18 protein-coding genes and 2 tRNA genes are annotated in these 20,637 nt (G+C 47.5%); 12 read left to right on the top strand and 8 right to left on the bottom strand.

Annotated elements, in window-relative coordinates; translation table 11 throughout:
* Window positions 1-4 precede the first annotated feature (4 nt).
* The 3 genes from gloB to ACO0K4_RS13830 all read left to right on the top strand — a co-directional run bounded on the left by gloB (window position 5) and on the right by ACO0K4_RS13830 (window position 2,892).
* Complete coding sequence (gene gloB / locus ACO0K4_RS13840; RefSeq protein ID WP_422957206.1) at window positions 5-853, top strand: hydroxyacylglutathione hydrolase; 849 nt, start codon at window positions 5-7, stop codon at window positions 851-853.
* A gap of 136 nt (window positions 854-989) precedes the next feature.
* Window positions 990-2,156, top strand: a complete 1,167-nt coding sequence (gene earP, locus ACO0K4_RS13835) for an elongation factor P maturation arginine rhamnosyltransferase EarP (protein WP_422957205.1) — start codon at window positions 990-992, stop codon at window positions 2,154-2,156.
* A gap of 160 nt (window positions 2,157-2,316) precedes the next feature.
* Window positions 2,317-2,892 carry an elongation factor P gene (locus ACO0K4_RS13830; protein ID WP_262838891.1) on the top strand — a complete coding sequence of 192 codons (576 nt, stop codon included), beginning with the start codon at window positions 2,317-2,319 and terminating at the stop codon, window positions 2,890-2,892.
* 93 nt (window positions 2,893-2,985) lie between these two features.
* Here the strand turns inward: ACO0K4_RS13830 and ACO0K4_RS13825 are convergent, their stop codons facing one another.
* Window positions 2,986-3,411 (bottom strand): hypothetical protein, encoded by a 426-nt coding sequence (locus ACO0K4_RS13825; RefSeq protein ID WP_422957204.1) that lies wholly within the window; start codon window positions 3,409-3,411, stop codon window positions 2,986-2,988.
* Between the two features lie 333 nt (window positions 3,412-3,744).
* On the opposite strand from ACO0K4_RS13825, the gene ACO0K4_RS13820 reads away from it, so the two are divergent.
* Window positions 3,745-5,328 carry an ABC transporter substrate-binding protein gene (locus ACO0K4_RS13820; protein WP_422957203.1) on the top strand — a complete coding sequence of 528 codons (1,584 nt, stop codon included), beginning with the start codon at window positions 3,745-3,747 and terminating at the stop codon, window positions 5,326-5,328.
* A 101-nt stretch (window positions 5,329-5,429) separates the two neighbouring features.
* On the top strand, window positions 5,430-6,236 hold the full coding sequence (locus ACO0K4_RS13815; RefSeq protein ID WP_422957202.1) for a class II glutamine amidotransferase: 807 nt from the start codon (window positions 5,430-5,432) through the stop codon (window positions 6,234-6,236).
* A 184-nt stretch (window positions 6,237-6,420) separates the two neighbouring features.
* On the opposite strand, the gene ACO0K4_RS13810 is transcribed toward ACO0K4_RS13815, so the two are convergent.
* The 3 genes from ACO0K4_RS13810 to ACO0K4_RS13800 form a co-directional block, all read right to left on the bottom strand.
* Window positions 6,421-8,052, bottom strand: a complete 1,632-nt coding sequence (locus tag ACO0K4_RS13810) for a thioredoxin family protein (RefSeq protein ID WP_422957201.1) — start codon at window positions 8,050-8,052, stop codon at window positions 6,421-6,423.
* 235 nt (window positions 8,053-8,287) lie between these two features.
* Complete coding sequence (locus tag ACO0K4_RS13805) at window positions 8,288-8,623, bottom strand: energy transducer TonB (protein WP_422957240.1); 336 nt, start codon at window positions 8,621-8,623, stop codon at window positions 8,288-8,290.
* A gap of 475 nt (window positions 8,624-9,098) precedes the next feature.
* Complete coding sequence (locus tag ACO0K4_RS13800; protein WP_422957200.1) at window positions 9,099-10,442, bottom strand: MFS transporter; 1,344 nt, start codon at window positions 10,440-10,442, stop codon at window positions 9,099-9,101.
* A 140-nt stretch (window positions 10,443-10,582) separates the two neighbouring features.
* Between ACO0K4_RS13800 and cyoA the strand changes: the two genes are divergently transcribed.
* The 7 genes from cyoA (at window position 10,583) to ACO0K4_RS13765 (ending at window position 17,641) form a co-directional block, all read left to right on the top strand.
* Window positions 10,583-11,635 carry a ubiquinol oxidase subunit II gene (gene cyoA / locus ACO0K4_RS13795; RefSeq protein ID WP_422957199.1) on the top strand — a complete coding sequence of 351 codons (1,053 nt, stop codon included), beginning with the start codon at window positions 10,583-10,585 and terminating at the stop codon, window positions 11,633-11,635.
* Between the two features lie 2 nt (window positions 11,636-11,637).
* Complete coding sequence (cyoB, locus tag ACO0K4_RS13790) at window positions 11,638-13,656, top strand: cytochrome o ubiquinol oxidase subunit I (protein ID WP_422957198.1); 2,019 nt, start codon at window positions 11,638-11,640, stop codon at window positions 13,654-13,656.
* Window positions 13,657-13,729: 73 nt separating this feature from the next.
* Window positions 13,730-14,326: a cytochrome o ubiquinol oxidase subunit III gene (gene cyoC / locus ACO0K4_RS13785; protein ID WP_422957239.1), complete on the top strand. Its 597-nt coding sequence runs from the start codon at window positions 13,730-13,732 to the stop codon at window positions 14,324-14,326.
* Window positions 14,327-14,343: 17 nt separating this feature from the next.
* A complete protein-coding gene (cyoD, locus tag ACO0K4_RS13780; RefSeq protein ID WP_422957238.1) occupies window positions 14,344-14,838 on the top strand; it encodes a cytochrome o ubiquinol oxidase subunit IV in 495 nt (164 codons plus the stop codon).
* Window positions 14,835-15,707, top strand: a complete 873-nt coding sequence (locus ACO0K4_RS13775; RefSeq protein ID WP_422957197.1) for an SURF1 family protein — start codon at window positions 14,835-14,837, stop codon at window positions 15,705-15,707. Before cyoD ends, ACO0K4_RS13775 begins: the two co-directional genes overlap by 4 nt.
* Window positions 15,708-15,761: 54 nt before the next feature.
* A complete protein-coding gene (locus tag ACO0K4_RS13770; RefSeq protein WP_422957196.1) occupies window positions 15,762-17,087 on the top strand; it encodes an ATP-binding protein in 1,326 nt (441 codons plus the stop codon).
* Window positions 17,088-17,104: 17 nt separating this feature from the next.
* Window positions 17,105-17,641 (top strand): response regulator transcription factor, encoded by a 537-nt coding sequence (locus ACO0K4_RS13765; protein WP_422957195.1) that lies wholly within the window; start codon window positions 17,105-17,107, stop codon window positions 17,639-17,641.
* Between the two features lie 126 nt (window positions 17,642-17,767).
* Here ACO0K4_RS13765 and ACO0K4_RS13760 read toward each other — a convergent pair whose 3' ends face one another.
* The 4 genes from ACO0K4_RS13760 to gltX all read right to left on the bottom strand — a co-directional run bounded on the left by ACO0K4_RS13760 (window position 17,768) and on the right by gltX (window position 20,587).
* Complete coding sequence (locus tag ACO0K4_RS13760) at window positions 17,768-18,319, bottom strand: fasciclin domain-containing protein (protein ID WP_422957194.1); 552 nt, start codon at window positions 18,317-18,319, stop codon at window positions 17,768-17,770.
* 488 nt (window positions 18,320-18,807) lie between these two features.
* A tRNA-Glu gene (locus ACO0K4_RS13755) sits at window positions 18,808-18,883 on the bottom strand.
* A 146-nt stretch (window positions 18,884-19,029) separates the two neighbouring features.
* Window positions 19,030-19,105, bottom strand: a tRNA-Ala gene (locus tag ACO0K4_RS13750).
* 72 nt (window positions 19,106-19,177) lie between these two features.
* Window positions 19,178-20,587 (bottom strand): glutamate--tRNA ligase, encoded by a 1,410-nt coding sequence (gene gltX / locus ACO0K4_RS13745; RefSeq protein ID WP_422957237.1) that lies wholly within the window; start codon window positions 20,585-20,587, stop codon window positions 19,178-19,180.
* Between the last annotated feature and the right edge of the window lie 50 nt (window positions 20,588-20,637).

Here is a 20,637-nt window from a genome sequence, read left to right as displayed (position 1 = left end):
AATTATGATTAGTCCGGACAACTCGCCAAATGCGTTTTCAGCCCAGCATCAGGGTAGCAAAAAAGCTGTGCTCAGTATATTGACTGTACCCGCATTTGACGACAACTATCTGTGGCTGATTCATAATGGCGTTGATGCCGTCGTTGTTGACCCGGGAGATCCCAATGCCATCATCGCAACACTGGGTCTGCATCAGTTACGCTTAACAGCTATTTTACTCACACACCATCATAACGATCATACAGGTGGTGTTCCCTCATTATTACAACGCTATAAAGTTCCGGAGATCCCAGTATACGGCCCGGAGAATGATGGTATCGCCGCTGTAACTCATCCTTTACATCAAGATGAGGAAGTGACATTGTCAGAAATCGGATTAACACTGAATGTGCTGGCAGTGCCAGGTCATACCTCAGGTCATATCGCCTACTTCGCCCCTGAGCAGCATTGGCTGTTTTGTGGCGACACCTTATTTGCCGGTGGCTGTGGACGTTTATTTGAAGGCACACCTGCGCAAATGCTGCAGTCACTGGATCGTCTGGCAGCGTTACCTGAGGATACCGAAGTGTACTGTGCCCATGAATATACGATGTCCAATTTGCGCTTTGCCAGAGAGATAGAGCCGGATAATCAAGCGCTACTGACGCGTATCGTTGCCGAACAAAAAAAGCGTGACGAAGGTATCCCGACCGTGCCGAGCCAAATCGGACTGGAAAAACAAACCAATCCATTTTTGCGCATCCGGGAAGCTGCCGTCATTCGTCGCTTAATCGACGGTGGTAAAATTTTGGCAAATCAAAGTGACGCGAGCAACTTTGGCGCTTTGCGTGAATGGAAAAATAATTACCGTTAAACGATGCCTTAAGGCATATACCAACAGATCAGGATGCAGTAAGGCATGCATTACTTCTCATGTTCTTTATCACACTCTTTATCACATTCATTCATGGCAATGCTGATTGCAAATCGTACAATCTGAACGACTTACTATGCATGTAGAAAACCCGCCGACAACATCGCTCGCAATTTTTTGCAAAGTTGTAGATAACTATGGCGACATCGGCATTTGCTGGCGTCTGGCCAGGCAACTGGAACAAGAACATCAGATCGCCGTCACCTTATGGGTAGACGATTTGCGCAGCTTTCAACGAATTTGCCCTGACGTTAATATTCATTGTGATGAACAACAGCTCGCGAATGTCGTTATTAAACATTGGCGTAATCAGGATGCACAGTTCACTCCCGATGAAATTGCGGACATTGTGATTGAGTTTTTTGCCTGTGATATTCCGCCAGCCTACATTACGGCAATGGCGATGTGCGTGCCGCGTCCGGTCTGGTTAAATCTCGAAGGCCTGACTGCAGAGGAATGGGTGGAAGGTTGCCATACCTTACCATCGCCACATCCCCGACTGCCGCTGACAAAGCATTTTTTCTTCCCCGGATTTACCAGCAAAACCGGTGGCTTATTACTTGAGGCCGAGCTGGAGCAAAAGCGCCAAGCCTTTCAATCCGATCCCGTTGAAGTCGAGAATTTTCTTGCGCAATTAGGCGTTACGTCATCGGAAATGACCGCATTCAAAGTCTCTTTATTTTGCTATCCGCAAGCAGCTGTAACCGCATTATTCCAAGCTTGGGAAGAGAGCGACATCCCTGTCACTTGCCTGGTGCCAGAAGGCGTCGCCTCATCGGCAGTCAGAATGTTTCTCGGCGAAGAAGCCCTTGCCGGTATCTCGTCAACTAAGGGCGCATTGACAGTTCGCGTGCTGCCTTTTGTACCTCAACCAGACTACGACAAACTATTATGGGCATGCGATCTCAATTTTGTACGCGGAGAAGATTCTTTCGTCCGCGCTCAGTGGGCAGGTAAGCCATTCATCTGGCATATTTATCCACAAGACGAAAACCTGCATCACGTTAAGTTAAAAGCATTTTTACAGCGTTACTCACCGGACATTGCCAGCGCCGACGCATTCTCCTTAGCCTGGAACGGCGCCCTTAATCATGAAGATCTAGTTGATTGGTCCTCTATCTGGCCATCGTTTCTGGCAGATATACAAAAAATTACGAACCGCTCTATCAATTGGCAAGCGAGATTGCACGAAAATGGTGATTTAAGTAGCAATTTACTCAGGTTTGCCCGCTCACTTAAGTAAATAGCCGATAAAAATGAGGTAAAATGTGCGGTTAATTTTTGACGTATTTGAAAACGACTTATCTAATTCAATCAGACGTAGGCTTGCAAGGCTCACTACCCAAAGTAGCCAGTAGGTGACAGATGATTTTTATGCAACCACCTTTTTACGTATATTCACTATGAAACCTGCAAAAGAAATTCGTGTTGGCAACATTATTATGGTCGACAGCAAGCCTATGATCGTTTTGCGTTCTGACGTCAATGGCTCCAGCCGCACGGGCTTCACCTACAAGTGGAAGATGAAGAATCTGCTGACAAACAGCCCGCAAGAAAACGTATTCCGCGGCGATGACAAATTCGACGTCGTTGTACTGGACAAAAAACCGGTTACTTATTCTTACTTTGCAGACCCTTTGTTTGTATTCATGGATGCTGACTACGAGCAGTACGAAATTGAAGAAGAAAATCTGGGCGATGCATTGCACTACCTGAAAGATGGCATGGAATGCGAAGCGATTTTCTATGATGGCAAAGCAATCTCTGTTGAATTGCCAACGACGATCGCACGTCAGGTCATTTACTCTGAGCCAGCAGTTAAAGGCAACACATCAGGCAACGTATTGAAAGAAGCAAAGATTGAAAATGCAATCGAAGCGCATTGCCACACAGTTCAAGTGCCACTGTTTGTGAGCCAGGACGATGTAATCGAAATCGATACACGTACCAACGAATACAAACGCGTAGTCCGTAACTAATACTCGTTTTATTTGCCGGAATAGCGGAATAAAAAAGCTGCCGTACCTGTTAATCAGGCCGGCAGCTTTTTTTCGTCCATTCATTTGATAATGCTAACTACCGGATTTGACTATCTTGATTCCAAATGTGTAAGCCTCTGGTGCGATGGCGTCAGGACTTGCCTTAGCCGGACTTACGCTGACTAAAGAAAAACGATAAGCGCCGTAGCTAGCATCACCTGGCAAATTCATCGCGGGCGGTGCGAATGTCCCAATCACCAGTTTTTCTTCGGCTTTACCGTTCATACTGACTTTTACACTCACTGTTGCTTGCCCTGCCCAAACGCAGCGTGTATTAACAGGGCAACGACTATCGCTGACATCTGTCACTTCGAGTTTTAGCACCCCGTCTGCAGAAGTCACTGACTGATGATAAGCAAGCGAGATCACTTGTGGTTCCTGATCAGCCATCGCAATTTTCTCCGGAGGTTTTGCAGCGCAGGCACTCATCATCAGTCCTGATGCCAGCAGTATCGACATAGCAGTCATTGAAGTTTGGCCCTGGCGAATACCTTGAAAAATTCGCTGGAGTCCAGATTGAACAAATACAGGCATAACGTCTCCACATAAAATGAAACCGAAGCCGATTGAACATAATCGACAAGATTGTCAGATTAACATAATTCAAAGAGGATGAATAAGGAATGCCGCTCCAGTTTTTCGTACCAACTCGCCCATCCCTTATACCCTTACAGCATATAAGCAGACGCATTGATTCTTTTACTTTATGCTGAGCAAGACCTACTATCGCTTTTTTGAACGCAGCATGACCCAAAGATACGTTCAGGTATTTTTAAGATTCGGAGTAATACCATGCGTTTATTCGCACGCACTACATTGATCGCATTAAGCACCGCCAGCGCAATGCTATTTGGCGCAATCTGGACAAACCATAGCGAGGCCGCTGATTTGCGTATAGGCTTATCGGCTGATGTAACTTCATTTGATCCGCACTACGTTAATAGCGGGCCAAATAATTCTTTTGCCTTTCATGTATTCGATGCATTAGTCAATGTCGACGCCAATGGCAATCTCGTGCCTGGATTAGCGACATCGTGGAAGGCGATCGATCCATTAACCTGGGAATTCAAATTACGTCATGGCGTAAAATTTCACGACGGATCGGAGCTAACGTCCGCTGACGTCATTTTTTCACTGGATCGACCTGCAACGCTGCTCACTAGCCCCGGCCCTTTCACCAGCTACACCAGACAAATCGTCGGTAAGCAAGCCGTCGATGCCTATACCATCCGTTTAAAAACAGCAACGCCTTATGGTCCGCTGCCGTTGGATGTAAATTCGATTTTTATCGTCTCAAAAAAAATTACACAAACAGCGAGCACTGATGATTTCAATAGCGGCAAAGCGATGATCGGCACCGGCCCGTTTAAATTCGTCAAAGCCAAGCGTGGCGAGAGTATTGAGCTGATTCGTAATGATCAGTATTGGGGTGAAAAATCCACTTGGGACAAAGTAACTTTTCGCATACTGACCAGCGGCGCGCCACGCGTTGCCGCCTTGCTGGCGGGGGATGTAGACGCCATAGACGGCGTGCCTCCTGCAGACCTCCCAAAGCTAAAGACAAACACTAAAATCAAGTTAGAACAAAAGATTTCCTGGCGGACGATTTTCTGGCATCTGGACCAACAGGCGCACGCATCACCTTACATAACGGATAAGGCTGGCAAACCTCTGCCGAATAATCCCTTTCATGATATCCGCGTGCGTAAAGCGATTTCCAAAGCAATCAATCGTCGGGCCTTAAGCGATCGCATCTTAGAAGGCCTTGCCGTACCCGCATCGAATATCGTGGCACCGGGCATCCTTGGCTACGACGACAGCTTAAAGATCGACACCTACGATCCGGAAGGCGCAAAAAAATTACTCGCAGAAGCTGGCTACCCAAACGGTTTCGCCCTGACACTGCATGGCCCGAACAATCGCTACATCAACGATGAGCAAGTGGTACAGACTGTCGCTCAATTCCTGAGCAAAATCGGTATTCAAACCAAAATTGAAACCTTACCAATGACCGTATATCTGCCAAGAGCCGCCAAAAGTGAGCTCAGCATGTCGTTACTCGGCTGGGGTACTCTGGCAGGCGATTTTGCACTGCGGACGATTACCGGGACAGTGAATCCAGAAACTGGCTGGGGAAGCTGGAATTGGGGGAAATATAGCAATACCGCTGTAGATGATCTCATTCGCAACTCGCTGGGGTCTGTTGAGGACAGCAAGCGCCGTGACTTCGCAAAAAAGGCCATGGGCCTGGCAATGAGGGACTATGCAGTGATTCCACTACATCACCAGTACGCAACCTGGGCGTTGCGAAAAGGCCTCAAATATACGGCTAGAACCGACGAATTCACCTTCGCACAGAACTTCAAAGCCGAATAAATGAAAAATATTTGCAATTAAGTGTAAATAATTTACACCTTACTCCACAGCAAGAGTATTTTAGGCGTAGTACCTTGTTTTTAGTGTCAGGATAGCAGGCGATGTGTCAGTTACTTGGAATGAATTGCAATAACCCCGCAGAGATCACTTTCTCGTTTGAGGGATTTTCGGCGCGTGGCGGTCTGACGGATGAGCATAAGGATGGCTGGGGTATCGCTTTTTATCACGGCTCTGGTTGCCGCTTATTCACTGATCACCTGTCGTCTATCACCTCGCCTCTGGCCGAGATGATCAAACGCAATCCCATCAAATCCTGCAACGTTATTGCTCATATACGAAAAGCAACTCAGGGCACAATCATTCTGGAAAATAATCATCCCTTCATGCGTGAGCTCTGGGGACGATACTGGATCTTCGCTCACAATGGTGATCTGAAAAATTTCCATCCTGAATTGCAAGGCCTCTACCATCCCGTTGGCGAAACCGATAGTGAATTGGCGTTCTGCTATCTGATGGAAGGCCTGCGCACGCGCTTTCCAGATGCCAGCGCACAGGCCATTCCAGAGTCAGGTGTCTTGTTCGATGCAATCACCGATATCACGCGGGAAATCGCATCGCACGGTGTATTCAACTTTATGCTGTCCAACGGCGACGCTCTTTTTGCACACTGCTCTACTAACTTACATTATGTCGTGCGTGAGTATCCATTCTCTACCGCAGCATTGATCGATTGCGACAAGAGCATCGATTTTAGTCAATTTAATAAACCTGACGATAAAATCGCCGTGATTGCGACCAAACCACTCACATCCGATGAAGCATGGTCCGCCTTCCACCCGGGTGAACTGAAGATGTTCCTTGCAGGCCATCCGGCGAAAGGTGTCGTTGTTGCATCTGCTATCAGTTAACCAATTCCAGAATTAGTTTAAGCATTGAATCTTATTTCAGTTATGCACATCAAAAACCACAACATGCCCGGGTCTGAACAGCACTAGAGTATGAACAACGCTAAGTGGTGCAGTCAGCACTTGCCTGAAGATAAAAAACACCTCACATGCTTTTCAGCGTGTGAGGTGTTTTTTATCTGGAGTCTCAAGACTTAGCGTTACTCAAAACAGCCTGGCATGCTGCCCGTTGCGGATCATTTGCCGGCAATTTTGCACAAATACCGTCGAGTTGTGTGCGAATTTTTTGGAAAGAGGCTTGATGTTTACCGTCCTTATTCCATTCTAATAGCTTCTTTCCCATGCGATCCAGATAGGCGCGGTTACGCTCATAAAATGCGTTTTCGGTAGTGCCAATTTCTGCCAGTACGCTCTGCACTGCTTTTTCTATGCGTGCATCTTCCGATGGCGCCAATTCTGTCAAGCCACTGACATAACTGGAACCCCACTGCAAACGCGTTGCAGGGCCTTTGGCAGCGTTATAGGCTTGCTCATACCAGTTCACGGCGGCAGCTTTATCACCGCGCTTCTTGGCATTCGAGGCTAAGCTGGACATGAAGTAATACGGAGAATGTGAGCGCTTTAATTCTGCCCTCAGCAGATTATCAGACTCATCCAGCATTCCCGCAGAGCCGTACGCATGTGCGGCAGCATTCACGACCGATTGACGCTCATACGCATCTGTCGTCGCCTGCTCAATCTGCGTTACACGCTTTTGAATATCTTTCAGAAAACTAGATTCAGGTTTGGCGTTATCTAATTTAGCCAGCGTCGCTAAACCATTGACGGCACCCAAACGATCCGTTTTTGACAAGGTTGTGTCATCGGCGAGTTTAAGCAAAGCAGCATTCAACGCCACGATCAACTTGCCTCGGGTATCGGTTTTAGGTGCGCTGAGATAATCGAGTAATTCAGCGGGACTGCCTGTGACGATGTCCATATTATCTCTGGCGAGATGGCTGTCCCCCAATGCCTTAATCACCTTCTCTACCGCCACGGTCTTATCAATACCGTTCTGGCCCGGCGGTGTCGTTGCACTCACCGACAAGGCTTTTAAATACAAGCGAGTCGCATTGGGGCCGGCAGGACAAAGTTCAGCCAGACGGAACAAAGTGCTTGCAACCTCTTTGTTATTGACCAGCTTTTGCTCAGGATCGTCCCAGGAATAATCTGCTAACAAACTCCAGTCCTCTGCGTTGACTTTTTTACTTCCGGCTAAAGCAAGCTTCAGACTGTCTTGCACTGACAAACTACTGTTCATTGCCGATACCAATACTTGCAAATATCGCTCAGCATCAACCTCACCAGGTAAACGCGTGATTTCAGAACCGTCCGGCTTGAACAAGATCATGGTCGGATACCCGCGTACTTTAAAGCGGGCAGCCAGTTTTTGCGCGCTTGGTGTATCACCATCCAGATAGACCGGGATGAAATGACGTGAGCGATCAATAAAATCCTGACGATTAAAAATGGTTGCCTTGACTTGGTTGCAAGGCGGACACCAGACGGCGCCCCAATATAAAAACATAGGTTTCTTCGATGCCTTTGCCTGTGCAAATGCGGCATCCACATCATTATCTTTGCGCCAATCGATACCGCCCGCGTCGTTATGACCAGTTGATGCGGCTACAGATGATGCTGCCGAGACAGCTGATATCGCAGGTTTGTCCACTGCAAAAACGGGGTTAGCCGCACATAAAACCAGACCGGCAATAGAAGTCACCAGTACACCTGGCAATGTGCGTGCAGTGCTGGCAGATAAAGCAGATTGAATTTTCATAGATCGGATGATTTGCAAAAACCAGAAGTGGTGAGTTCTTTAGTTTAGCAAATATATCAGCGGCCAGGGTTCGCGACACTCCCGGTTAAAGCAGAACATTTTCACGCATGCTTATGCGTTGATCTGCTTTAGCCAGAACCAATCAAGTGCTGCATTGTATTGTCTTGATTGAGCGGGGGAAATCAGTAGCGGATAGTTTTGACAGCGAAGTACAAATGAGCGGCCAGATTGATGATCAGGTCAGGCTCCATACGTATTCAATTTTTGTCCAGGCTTGCTGAGGTTTGCCGTCTTTTGTCGCTGGCTTGAATTTGCATGCGGTATAAGTTTTCAAGGCTGCCTTATCCAGAGTTTTGGAGCCACTGGATTTATCAACTTTAGAGTCCATTACGGCACCATCAGGACCGACCAGGACTGAGAACACAACCGTACCAGATTCTTCATTCATCAAAGATGCTTTTGGATAGGCTGGTTTCTCACAGGATTGCTTCTCGAGAACAGGCGCACTTTCAGAAGCAAACGCAGAAGAAGCAGAAATTAAGACGAGAGATGCGATCAGAAATTTTGTCATCATTACACCGGAAATTAAAAAATGGGGATTTGCTCCGACACCACTCGCCAAAAGCAAAGGCAGATAGTGTAACTTTTTAATTTCCATGTGGCAATTATTTCCATATGAAAATATTTTATTCTTTGAGGATGCGTAACTTCGCTCACGCTTTGACCCAGACATAACAGCGTCTCGCCAGATGACTGAATCCGATGCCGTCATACACCGGTAGTCGGCATTGCGGCCTTCAAGATTTGCGATAAAACGAGGCGATATGCCAGAGATGAAATTTTTAGAAATTCCCTGGATTGAATCCGCACGCTAGATGCGGCTCCCAGAGGCATTTCACTCCAGAAGGCGCATCAGTGCTGCGGATTCAGTTGTCGAATTAATCAATGATCAGATATTTACAGGAATGATGCAAAAACTAAAACCGCTCACCACAGGGACACTTGGCCACTGAGAAAAGGCAGAAGTCAGCGATTCCATGGAACCATCAATTTTTTATCTCAAGCGCGCGGTTCAAACTCAGGGCTGCCATGGAACATGCGGCACCAGACAACAAGTACAAGCTGACGTACTCCAGACCAAAATGCGACGACAAGCCCAGCGCCACTAAAGGCGCAAATCCCGCGCCGACCAGCCAGGAGATATCCGAAGTTAACGCAGCGCCGGTGTAGCGATATTTAGGTAAAAAATTAGCGGTTACGGCTCCCGCTGCCTGGCCATAAGACAAGCCCAGCACACTAAATCCCAGCAATATAAAGATATTTTGCCCCAGCTCGCTGCCACCCAACAGCGTCGGCACAAATCCGCTCAACACCGCAATCATCAACGCGAGTGAGCCCAATAATTTACGACGTCCGATACGATCCGCAATCAGGCCGGAGACAATCACGCCACCTGCCATCAATGCGGCGCCAATCATTTGTATGATTAAAAAATGGCTCAGGTCACGTTGTGAATACAAGGTAATCCAGGAAAGTGGAAATACGGTCACCAGATGAAATAAGGCATAACTTGCCAGGGCAGCCAGCGCGCCGATCAACAAATTACGTCCTTGAGAACCCGCCATTTCTACGATATTGGTTGGCTCCAGCTCTTTTTCATCCAGCAAATGCGTGTATTCATTGGTGGAAACCAGTCTCAATCTGGCAAACAGCGCTACCACGTTGATGGCAAATGCGACATAGAAAGGATAACGCCATCCCCAATCGAGAAAATCGGCGGCCGACAGATTCGCCAGAAGATAGGCAAACAATCCCGCCGCGATCATAAAACCAACGGGCGCACCCAGTTGCCCTAGCATCGCATACCAGCCACGTTTGTTCTGAGGTGCATTCAAGGCAAGCAAGGACGGCAAGCCATCCCATGAACCGCCCAAAGCAAGCCCCTGCCCTATTCTCAGCGCAGATAACAAAACAATCGACGTCACGCCAAGGTGGCTAAATGTCGGCAAAAATGCGATACCCGCAGTAGAAATGCCTAACAAAAATAAGGCGATCGTCAACTTCGCTTCACGCCCAAGGCGGCGCTGTATCTCCATAAAAGCAATCGTCCCAAAAGGACGCGCCAGGAACGCGAATGAAAAAATAACAAAAGCGTATAGCGTGCCCTCGAGTCTTTGCTCAAAAGGGAAAAACACCTCTGGAAAAACCAGCACCGATGCAATGGCGTACACGAAAAAATCAAAGTATTCCGATGCACGTCCTATTACAACGCCGATGGCAATCTCTCCGGGTGCAATTGACCCGTGATCGGCTTTGGCATTTCTGGTGTTCTTAGCAGAAGAATCTATAGTGAAGTCTGAATGTTTTTCGCTGCTGCTGGTCGTCGTCATAGTCGTCTCTGTCGTGTTTGCCGGTAACTCTGTGGTTACTCATGTCTGTATGGTTAGGGTAGGACAAAACGTCCAATCGTCAATGTCCGTCACTACAAGTACAGTAGCATAAATTTTTTTAGTATTGATATAGCTCAAAAATGACTTCACTAATAATTCGGTTCATGTTGGTTTTATTACCAACGGTCTTGCTCGCAGGCTGCAACACCGTTGTAATGAATCCTTCCGGCGATATCGCGGCTCAGCAAAGCCATCTTATCTGGGTATCTACCATGCTGATGTTACTGATCATTGTTCCCGTGATCATTTTGACATTTTTATTTGCATGGCGATATAGAAAAAATAACACTGCTGCCACGTATGAACCAGACTGGGATCACTCTACCCAACTGGAACTCGTGATTTGGGGTGCTCCTCTGCTGATCATTATTGCGCTGGGACTGATCACCTGGATTAGCACTCATACATTAGACCCTTACCGCAAATTGTCACGCATCAGTGAAAACAAGCCCATCCCTGCGGGTACCAAAACGCTGAATGTGGAAGTGGTCGCTTTGGACTGGAAATGGTTATTCATCTACCCCGACCTCGGTATCGCGACAGTGAATGAACTGGCAGCGCCTGTTGATGTTCCGGTGCATTTCAAAATCACCGCATCCACGGTCATGAACTCCTTTTTTATTCCTGCCTTGGCGGGTCAGATCTACGCCATGCCAGGCATGGAAACCTCGCTGAATGCCGTGATCAATAAAGCAGGTGAGTTTGACGGTTTTTCCGCCAATTACAGTGGTGCAGGATTTTCGGATATGCGGTTCAAATTTCATGGTTTAAGCGCACAGGATTTTGATCTCTGGGTACAAAAAAACAAGGCGCAAGGAAATACACTGGCTCGCAACGACTATCTGCAACTGGAAAAGCCCAGTCAGCGCGACCCGATACGCCGCTATGCCGCCGTTGACGCGGATTTATATCACGCCATCCTGAACCGCTGTGTTGCAGACGGCGAGGTCTGCATGGACAAAATGATGATGAGTAATGCCAGCGCAAACGCAAAAGCGTATGCCGCATCGGGCATCAAAACCAGTTTTACCAACATGTTTGCTGAGCGCGTAAGACAAGACAGTGCGTCGCGCCTCGCGTTGAATACAGATGCTGACATCTGCTCCGCATCCCCTCTTACCACCGGAAAATAAAGATGCAAGACCACATCGATCTGACAAAGTTGATTTTCGGCCGTCTCACCTGGGATGCCATCCCTTTTCATGAACCCATACTGCTGGCGACATTCATTGCGGTCGGTCTGGGCGGTGCCGCTGTTCTTGGCGCACTTACCTATTTCCGCTTGTGGGGCATGCTATGGCGCGATTGGTTCACGAGTATCGATCACAAAAGAATCGGCATTATGTATGTGATTTTTGCACTGGTGATGCTGTTGCGCGGTTTTGCCGACGCCATCATGATGCGGCTGCAACAAGCCTTGGCATTTGGTGACTCTGCAGGCTTTTTGCCGCCCCATCACTATGACCAGATTTTTACAGCACATGGTGTCATCATGATTTTTTTCGTCGCCATGCCTCTGGTCACTGGCTTGATGAACTATGTGGTTCCACTACAGATCGGTGCGCGCGATGTGGCTTTCCCTTTTCTGAATAATTTTAGTTTTTGGATGACAGCATTCGGTGGAGGCCTGGTGATGGCGTCGCTGTTCGTGGGTGAGTTTGCCCGTACCGGCTGGTTGGCTTATCCGCCGCTGTCCGGGATTCTGGCAAGCCCGGATGTCGGCGTTGATTATTATATCTGGTCACTACAGATTGCTGGCGTTGGCACCTTACTCTCAGGGATTAACCTGATAGCGACCATTGTAAAAATGCGCGCACCCGGCATGACGATGATGAAAATGCCTGTGTTCACATGGACGGCACTGTGCACCAACGTACTCATCGTTGCTGCCTTCCCTGTGCTGACCGCGGTATTGGGTATGTTGTCACTGGATCGGATGGTCGGCACCAACTTCTTCACCAACGACATGGGTGGCAACGCCATGATGTATGTGAACCTGATCTGGATTTGGGGTCATCCTGAAGTGTATATTCTGGTTTTGCCTGCATTCGGTGTTTTCTCTGAAATCGTATCGACCTTCTGCAGCAAGCGTTTATTCGGCTACACCTCTATGGTCTATGCGACAGTGGTGATCACGATTTTGTCTTACCTGGTATGGCTGCATCATTTCTTCACCATGGGTTCTGGTGCGAGTGTTAATTCATTCTTTGGCATTACAACCATGATTATTTCTATCCCGACCGGAGCGAAAATATTTAACTGGTTGTTCACAATGTACCGTGGCCGTATCCGTTTTGAATTACCGATGTTGTGGACCATCGGCTTTATGATCACGTTTGTTATCGGTGGCATGACTGGCGTGTTGTTAGCGGTGCCGCCAGCAGACTTCGTTCTGCATAACAGTTTGTTCCTGATCGCTCACTTCCATAATGTGATTATCGGTGGTGTCTTGTTCGGTATGTTCGCCGGAATTAACTACTGGTTTCCAAAAGCGTTTGGTTACAAACTCGATGATTTCTGGGGCAAATGCTGCTTCTGGTTCTGGACGATCGGTTTCTACTTCGCTTTCATGCCCTTATATGTACTCGGCCTGATGGGTGTGACACGACGCCTGAGCCATTTTGAAGATCCCTCTTTGCAAATCTGGTTCCAGATCGCTGCATTCGGTGCTTTCCTGATTGCCTTAGGTATCGCCTCTTTCATCATTCAGTTGTACGTCAGCTTTAAGCGTCGTGGCTCTCTGCGTGACTTTACTGGTGACCCTTGGGGTGGTCGCACGCTGGAATGGTCAACATCTTCACCGCCGCCAGCATATAACTTTGCGTTCACACCTAAAGTCTATGACAACGATGCCTGGGCGGATATGAAGAGCAACCAGTACGCTCGCCCACAAGATGGTTTTGTGGCGATACACATGCCGAAGAATACTGGTGCTGGCTTCATCATCGCCCTGTTGAGTGCGGTATGTGGTTTTGCCCTGATCTGGCAAATGTGGTTGCTGGCAGGCCTTGGCTTTGCCGTAATGATGGTGGCGATTATTATTCACACTTTCAATTACAAACGTGACTACTACATCCCTGCTGCTGATGTCGTTGCGACAGAAGGCGAACGTACCCGCCTGTTAGGTGTTGGCCAAGGTGCGAGCTATGTCTAATACTCTAACTCTTCCAAACGAGGATACGAACTTGACTACCAGTTTGAACACCAGCGCAACTTCACATACTGGCATGCATGCCAGCAGTGACTTTTATGTCAAAGAGCATCATCCTGAAAACGGCACTTTGCTCGGCTTCTGGCTCTACCTGATGAGCGACTGTCTTATCTTCGCCTGCCTGTTTGCGACCTATGCCGTACTCGGTCGTAACTATGCAGGTGGCCCTACAGGCGCAGAACTATTTGACCTGCCGCTAGTTGCGGTTAACACGTCCTTGCTGTTGTTATCATCGATCACTTATGGCTTTGCCATGCTGGAAATGCAGCGTAAGCGTGTTCCCGCTACCTTGATCTGGCTCGCCATTACCGGCTTGCTGGGTGCCTGCTTTATTGGCTTTGAATTATACGAGTTTGTGCACCTGATACATGAAGGTGCAGGCCCTCAGCGCAGCGGTTTTCTGACTTCGTTTTTTGCCTTAGTCGGCACACATGGCTTGCACGTGACTTTCGGTATTATCTGGCTGATTACACTGATGTTCCAGATTGGCCGTCATGGTCTTACACCCGAAAACGGTAGAAGACTGATGTGCCTGTCAATGTTCTGGCACTTTCTTGATGTGGTGTGGATTGGCGTATTTACCTTTGTCTATTTGATGGGAGTCTTGCCATGAGCGCAAACCAAGAACACATGGCGCATGCGCACGGCCACAATGATCAACACGGCGGTCATCATGACGATCACCATGAGCACGGTCATATGCATGCCGATCATGGTAGCCTGAAAACCTATGCCACAGGATTTATTCTGGCAGTGATTTTGACGGCAATCCCATTCTGGTTAGTGATGGGCAAAGTCTTTGATAAATCAAGTACGACCGGATTTATTCTGTTGGGATTTGCGGCAGTACAGATCGTAGTGCATATGGTGTATTTCCTGCATATGAATACCAAGTCCGAAGGTGGATGGTCTATGCTAGCGCTATTGTTCACAGGCATGCTGGTGTTCATTATGATGAGTGGCTCGCTCTGGGTGATGTACCACTTAAATCACAATATGATGCCCGGCATGATGCATGACACCATGCAAGAAACTAAACCAGAGTCTGTGGTCAGTCCAGTAGCTCCACCAGTTATTCCTAAGCAGCCAGCTGACGATATGAAGACGATGCGCTCTATGCCATGAGTGTTATCGAGCCGCCTTCGGTCATGACAGGCGACGGATTTATCGTAAAGAAAAATCCGTCGTCTTCATCTGGCACTTTAAAGTGCTTGGCTTTATGTACCCTCGTCGTAATAACACTTGGATTTATAGCACTAGGAACTTGGCAGATATACCGCTTGCAGTGGAAACTGGACCTGATACAGAGAGTAGAACAGCGCGTGCATGCACCTGCACAAGATGCCCCTATCTGCAATACTGCATCAACGATCACCGCACAATCCGACGAGTACCGGCACGTCCGTGTCAGCGGCAACTTTATCAGTTCAAACACAACACACGACATTCTGGTACTCGCCTCCACAGAACTCGGTCGCGGCTATTGGGTCATCACACCGTTCGAGATCAGTAAAGAATGTATCGTTCTTATCAATCGTGGTTTTGTATCGGAAAAAAATGCTGCGATCTTGCAACAGGCATCTGTAGAAAGTTCTTCGCCATCCGTCAAGGCAGCAAGCGACCAGAGTTCCTCGGCAAATAAAATCGTACTCACAGGACTACTGAGAATCAGCGAACCGGGCGGTACTTTTTTACAGGCAAATCAACCGGCAGAACATCGCTGGTATTCCCGCGATGTCGCAGCAATGGCGACTTCGTTTGCGATAGGCCATGTTGCTCCTTATTTCATCGACATGGATGGGACGCCGCAGGCAAAAACATCGGCTAATACAGTACAGGGTTCAACTCCGGCGGGTGGTTTGACTGTCGTTCAATTTAATAATAACCATCTGGTCTATGCAATCGTCTGGTATCTGCTGGCACTAATGACTTGTTTCGCTTGTTTCATCCTGCTCCGCAGGAAAAGTAATCGTGGTGATTCAGTGCTGAACTAGTAAAATCACTGAATGCCGCCGGGCGACAACCAATCTCTGTGGAGCATCATCTGCATGATCAATTACATCGGCTTGTCTGAAAAACCAAGAGTCAAGGAGACTCAACAAGCTATTGCCAAAGAGTACGAAAACTCCGCGGGTCATAAGAATATGCTGCAACTCATCCAGTTACGCTGGATGGCAGTATTGGGGCAACTATCGACTATTTTTATTGTCAGTGTCGAATTCAATATCCATTTGCCGGTTTTAAAAATGCTGTTCGTGTTGATTTGCTTAATTGCTTTCAATATCGCCAGTCATCTGCGTTGGCATGAGCGCTCGATTGTGAGTAACGGTGAGTTATTGTTTGCGTTGCTGGTCGATGTTGCCAGTCTGACCGCACAACTGTATCTGAGCGGTGGAACGACCAATCCTTTTTGCCTGCTATATCTCTTACAAGTCATATTAAGTGCCGTCTTGCTGGAAGCATGGTCGAGCTGGATCATTGCGATGATCTCCAGCGCGTGCCTGGCAGGCCTTTCTGTTTTTTCTATTCCCCTGCCTCTCCCGATCGCAGAAAATGGCGGGCTGTCAAAACTCTATATCGCAGGCATGATTATTTGTTTTGTGTTGAATGCCGCACTTTTAGTATTTTTTATTCAACGCATTTCACGCAATCTTCAGGCTCGGGATATTCAACTCGCTGATCTGCGTCAGCAATCGGCGGAAGAAAACCATATTGTCCGCATGGGGTTATTAGCATCCGGCGCAGCTCATGAATTAGGTACGCCACTCGCGACTCTGTCAGTCATTCTCGGCGACTGGAAACGAATGCCTGAATTAAGTAAAAACACGGAATTAATCGAAGAAATCAGCGAAATGCAAACTCAGTTGCAGCGCTGTAAAAGTATTGTGAGCGGCATCTTGCTCTCTGCCGGCGAAGCACGCGGAGAGTCTGCGATCAAAACCACGATGACGGCCTTTTTAAATGAACTGGTGCAGGAATTCACGACTACCCGGCATCCTGTCGGTTTTGAATTTCTCAACAATATTGGCAGCGATATCGCCATCGTTTTTGATACCGCGTTAAAACAAATGCTCTATAACGTGCTTGATAACGCATTAGAAGCATCGCCAGATTGGCTACGATTCGAAATTAAGCGGCAACACGAGATGCTGGTCTTCATCGTCACCGATTCAGGCCATGGATTTTCGTCTTCGATACTACCTAGAATCGGGGAGCCTTATCAATCAACGAAAGCACAACCCGGTAGTGGATTAGGATTGTTTTTTGTGACGAATGTGGCACGAAAATTAGGTGGCAGTATGCGTGCACACAATCGTACCGAGGGAGGTGCCGTTGTCGAACTTACCTTGCCGCTCTCAGCGATCATGCTTTAAAAAAACTGGAAGAATTTATGTCTGATAATCGTCAACTGCTCATTATTGAAGACGATACCGCATTCGCAAAAACTCTGACACGTTCGTTTGAGCGACGCCAGTATATGGTGCTGCATGCCACCAGTTTTGAGGATGCTGAACAATTATTAAAAAAGCATATGCCGGCATATGCAGTAGTAGATCTCAAACTTAACGGCCATTCATCCGGTCTGGCTTGCGTTCAGCTATTACACAATCATAATCCTGCAATGTTGATTGTAGTACTCACAGGATTTGCCAGTATTGCGACTGCTGTTGAGGCTGTCAAACTAGGCGCTTGTCAATATCTGTCCAAGCCATCAAATACTGACGATATCGAAGCAGCCTTTGGCCATGTTGCTGGTGCAGCTGAAGTGGAACTGACGAATCGTTCTACGTCGATCAAAAACCTGGAATGGGAAAGAATTCATGAGGTTCTGGCAGAGACTGATTTTAATATCTCCGAGACAGCCAGACGATTAGGCATGCATCGACGCACGTTGGCACGCAAGCTGGAAAAGCAAAGAGTTAAATAATTTTGCACATTTGCAGTGAAAAAGCGATGACAATATACCTTAATGCATAGAGGGCCTACGTAAAAACACCGGACAAATCATCCGGTGTTTTTTGTTGAACGACGAGGTCTTACAAGCTAAAGTACATTACTTCGGCATCAATACGGTATCAATAACATTGATCACACCATTAGACTGATATACATCGTAGGTGCTGATGTTAGCTACATTGCCGCTCTCGTCTTTGACAGCAATATTATGTGAACCATTCATCATGAATTTCAATTTACCACCGCTTGCGGTATCCATTTCTGCGACGCCGCCTTGCTTTTTAATCTGAGCGGCAATACTCATAAAATCATGCTTGCCTGGTACAACATGGTAGGTCAGGATTTTAGTCAGCGTTGCCTTATTTTCCGGCTTCACCAAAGTTTCTACCGTCCCGGCTGGCAGCTTTGCAAATGCAGCATTCGTCGGTGCGAACACTGTGAACGGACCTTTACTCTTCAATGTATCAACCAGACCTGCGGCTTTGACTGCAGCAACTAATGTTGTGTGATCGGCAGAATTCACCGCATTGTCGACGATGTCCTTGCTTGCCAGCATACTCTGGCCACCTACCATCACATCAGCAGCATTGCTCAGTGCAGTTGCCGCCAGTGCTGCCGCGAAGATAAAAGCGTAATTGAATTTGCGCATGATCGTTTCCTTATCAAGTAAATGCGAGATCGCACAATCTTCTACGGGAACTTTTGATCATCGGATTCAAGAAAATCAACCAAAGGATCACTTTCACGAAATCCATTTGAGGTCAGCTTGAATCGGTATGCATCTGGATCAAGTAAGTTGGAGCTGGTTTTTATTGAGCCTCAGGCCATGTATTAGTGAGATCTGTTCAGAAAATAGTGAAAATACAGACGTCTAATTGAACAGGCCTGTCCTCGCACTTACAACTTTGTTGCGATGAGTAATACAAATAGAATTTATTTAAAATTGAAGTAATGCTGAGTAGCGTTCGCACGATGACATTGGATAGGCATCAAATAATCCGAAGCCAGATAAGAAATGCAAAAAGAGACGCAAATTTTGAGAGGGAATTAAAGCGGAGGAAATAAAATAAGCCGCTTTAAGCGGCTTATTTTATTTTTATATCAACGAACATCTATAGATGTTTCGTTAATTCAAGCTGGCGTCCCCAAGGGGATTCGAACCCCTGTACTCACCGTGAAAGGGTGATGTCCTAGGCCTCTAGACGATGGGGACAATGATCTGTCCTTGTTACTGACCTGTACTTCTTCTCACTTAATTCACTGTTTCGCAATCAAGCAAGACCAAGATCATATACTACTTTTCTTGATTTTGGCAAGTGCATTTTTTCACACTAACCAACTTACTTCAAAATCGATTGCTGGTGGAGGTGAGCGGAATCGAACCGCTGACCTCTTGCATGCCATGCAAGCGCTCTACCAACTGAGCTACACCCCCAGAACAGAAACGAGATTATAGGGGCAAGGCCATACTATGTAAAGCCCCTTTCATTTCCTTCTCTAAATTTTACTACGCGACAGAACTTAAGCGCTGAAGTACAACATCGCGTCCAAATAATTCTACGACGGCATCAATGGAAGGCGTTTGCAACTGCCCGGTAAGCAGAAGACGCAAAGGCATGGCGAGTTGCGGCATCTTTAAGGAATACTGAGCCAAAGTTTCCTTCATCATTGCAGACAACGCTGCCTTATTCCATTCCACCGTTTTACACGCACTAGCGTAATGCGCGAGTGCTGGCAACACTGCGTCAGTAATATGCTGTTGACGCAATGCGGCATCGGCATTGGGCTGGCGGTAAAACAGCATCGACGCCTCTGCCAATTCATTCGTCGTATTGGTCCGCTCTTTCATTAAAGCGATCACCGCCGGCAGCTCAGGCGCATGTTCAAACTGAGCACCATCTTTTTCCATTTGTGCACGAACCAAATCTGCAAGACGCGTATTGTCTGCGGCTTTGATGTAGTGATTATTAATCCAGGCCAGCTTCTCAGGATTGAATTGTGCTGGTGAACTCGATAAGTGGTTCAGATCAAACCAACTACACATTTGCTCCATCGAAAAAATCTCATCGTCGCCGTGACTCCAGCCAAGACGCGCGAGATAATTCAATATCGCTTCCGGCAGATAACCTTTATCCAGATAATCCATCACGCTGACGGCATCACGGCGCTTTGAGAGCTTTTGTCCGTCCGTACCAAGAATCATCGGGACGTGGCCATAATGCGGCAGACTCGCACCCAAAGCGTTCAGAATATTGATCTGACGTGGCGTATTATTCACATGATCATCACCACGAATCACATGAGTAATTTGCATATCCCAATCATCGACCGCCACACAAAAATTATACGTCGGCGTGCCATCAGGTCTTGCGATGACCAGATCGTCAAGCTCGCGGTTACCAATAGTGATTTGCCCCTTAACGACGTCCAGCCAGCTTACCTCGCCATCCAGAGGATTTTTGAAACGAATAACGGGCTTACGATCTGCAGGGATCTCCGGCAAAGTCTTGCCAGACTCTGGACGCCAGGTGCCGTCATAGCGCGGCTTCTCACCACTGGCACGTTGACGCTCACGCATAGCCTCGACTTCTTCCGGTGACGAGTAACAATGATAAGCCGTCCCCTCTGCCAACATTTTCGCAAGCACTTCGCGATAGCGATCCATTCTTCGCATTTGATAAAACGGACCTTCGTCGTGCTGCAAACCCAACCAGTTCATGCCATCCAAAATTGCCTGCACAGCCTCGGGCGTCGATCGTTCCAGATCCGTATCCTCAATGCGCAAGACAAAAACACCACCAAAATGACGGGCAAAAGCCCAGCTAAACAAGGCTGTGCGCGCACCGCCTACATGAAGATAGCCAGTCGGGCTAGGTGCAAAACGGGTGCGGACGGGCGCGGAGGTATTTGGAATAATTGACACGGGGCTGCTCATTAAGTGAAATGTTTGCCATATTCATCAAACTC

Origin of the sequence: Undibacterium sp. RuTC16W, from assembly GCF_049339445.1 — a bacterium.
Classification (GTDB): domain Bacteria; phylum Pseudomonadota; class Gammaproteobacteria; order Burkholderiales; family Burkholderiaceae_D; genus Undibacterium.
The sequence above is the reverse complement of the archived record's forward strand: the minus strand, read 5'-3'. Positions and strand labels throughout refer to the sequence as shown.

Bases quoted from the DNA above. Each gene is read 5' to 3' on its own strand.
- ACO0K4_RS13760 (WP_422957194.1), bottom strand. From the start codon at position 18,319: ATGCGCAAATTCAATTACGCTTTTATCTTCGCGGCAGCACTGGCGGCA.
- ACO0K4_RS13820 (WP_422957203.1), top strand. From the start codon at position 3,745: ATGCGTTTATTCGCACGCACTACATTGATCGCATTAAGCACCGCCAGC.
- ACO0K4_RS13830 (WP_262838891.1), top strand. From the start codon at position 2,317: ATGAAACCTGCAAAAGAAATTCGTGTTGGCAACATTATTATGGTCGAC.
- ACO0K4_RS13805 (WP_422957240.1), bottom strand. From the start codon at position 8,623: ATGACAAAATTTCTGATCGCATCTCTCGTCTTAATTTCTGCTTCTTCT.
- cyoC (WP_422957239.1), top strand. From the start codon at position 13,730: ATGCATGCCAGCAGTGACTTTTATGTCAAAGAGCATCATCCTGAAAAC.
- ACO0K4_RS13810 (WP_422957201.1), bottom strand. From the start codon at position 8,052: ATGAAAATTCAATCTGCTTTATCTGCCAGCACTGCACGCACATTGCCA.
- ACO0K4_RS13800 (WP_422957200.1), bottom strand. From the start codon at position 10,442: ATGACGACGACCAGCAGCAGCGAAAAACATTCAGACTTCACTATAGAT.
- cyoA (WP_422957199.1), top strand. From the start codon at position 10,583: ATGACTTCACTAATAATTCGGTTCATGTTGGTTTTATTACCAACGGTC.
- ACO0K4_RS13815 (WP_422957202.1), top strand. From the start codon at position 5,430: ATGTGTCAGTTACTTGGAATGAATTGCAATAACCCCGCAGAGATCACT.
- earP (WP_422957205.1), top strand. From the start codon at position 990: ATGCATGTAGAAAACCCGCCGACAACATCGCTCGCAATTTTTTGCAAA.
- cyoD (WP_422957238.1), top strand. From the start codon at position 14,344: ATGGCGCATGCGCACGGCCACAATGATCAACACGGCGGTCATCATGAC.
- ACO0K4_RS13770 (WP_422957196.1), top strand. From the start codon at position 15,762: ATGATCAATTACATCGGCTTGTCTGAAAAACCAAGAGTCAAGGAGACT.
- ACO0K4_RS13775 (WP_422957197.1), top strand. From the start codon at position 14,835: ATGAGTGTTATCGAGCCGCCTTCGGTCATGACAGGCGACGGATTTATC.
- gloB (WP_422957206.1), top strand. From the start codon at position 5: ATGATTAGTCCGGACAACTCGCCAAATGCGTTTTCAGCCCAGCATCAG.
- cyoB (WP_422957198.1), top strand. From the start codon at position 11,638: ATGCAAGACCACATCGATCTGACAAAGTTGATTTTCGGCCGTCTCACC.
- ACO0K4_RS13765 (WP_422957195.1), top strand. From the start codon at position 17,105: ATGTCTGATAATCGTCAACTGCTCATTATTGAAGACGATACCGCATTC.
- ACO0K4_RS13825 (WP_422957204.1), bottom strand. From the start codon at position 3,411: ATGTCGATACTGCTGGCATCAGGACTGATGATGAGTGCCTGCGCTGCA.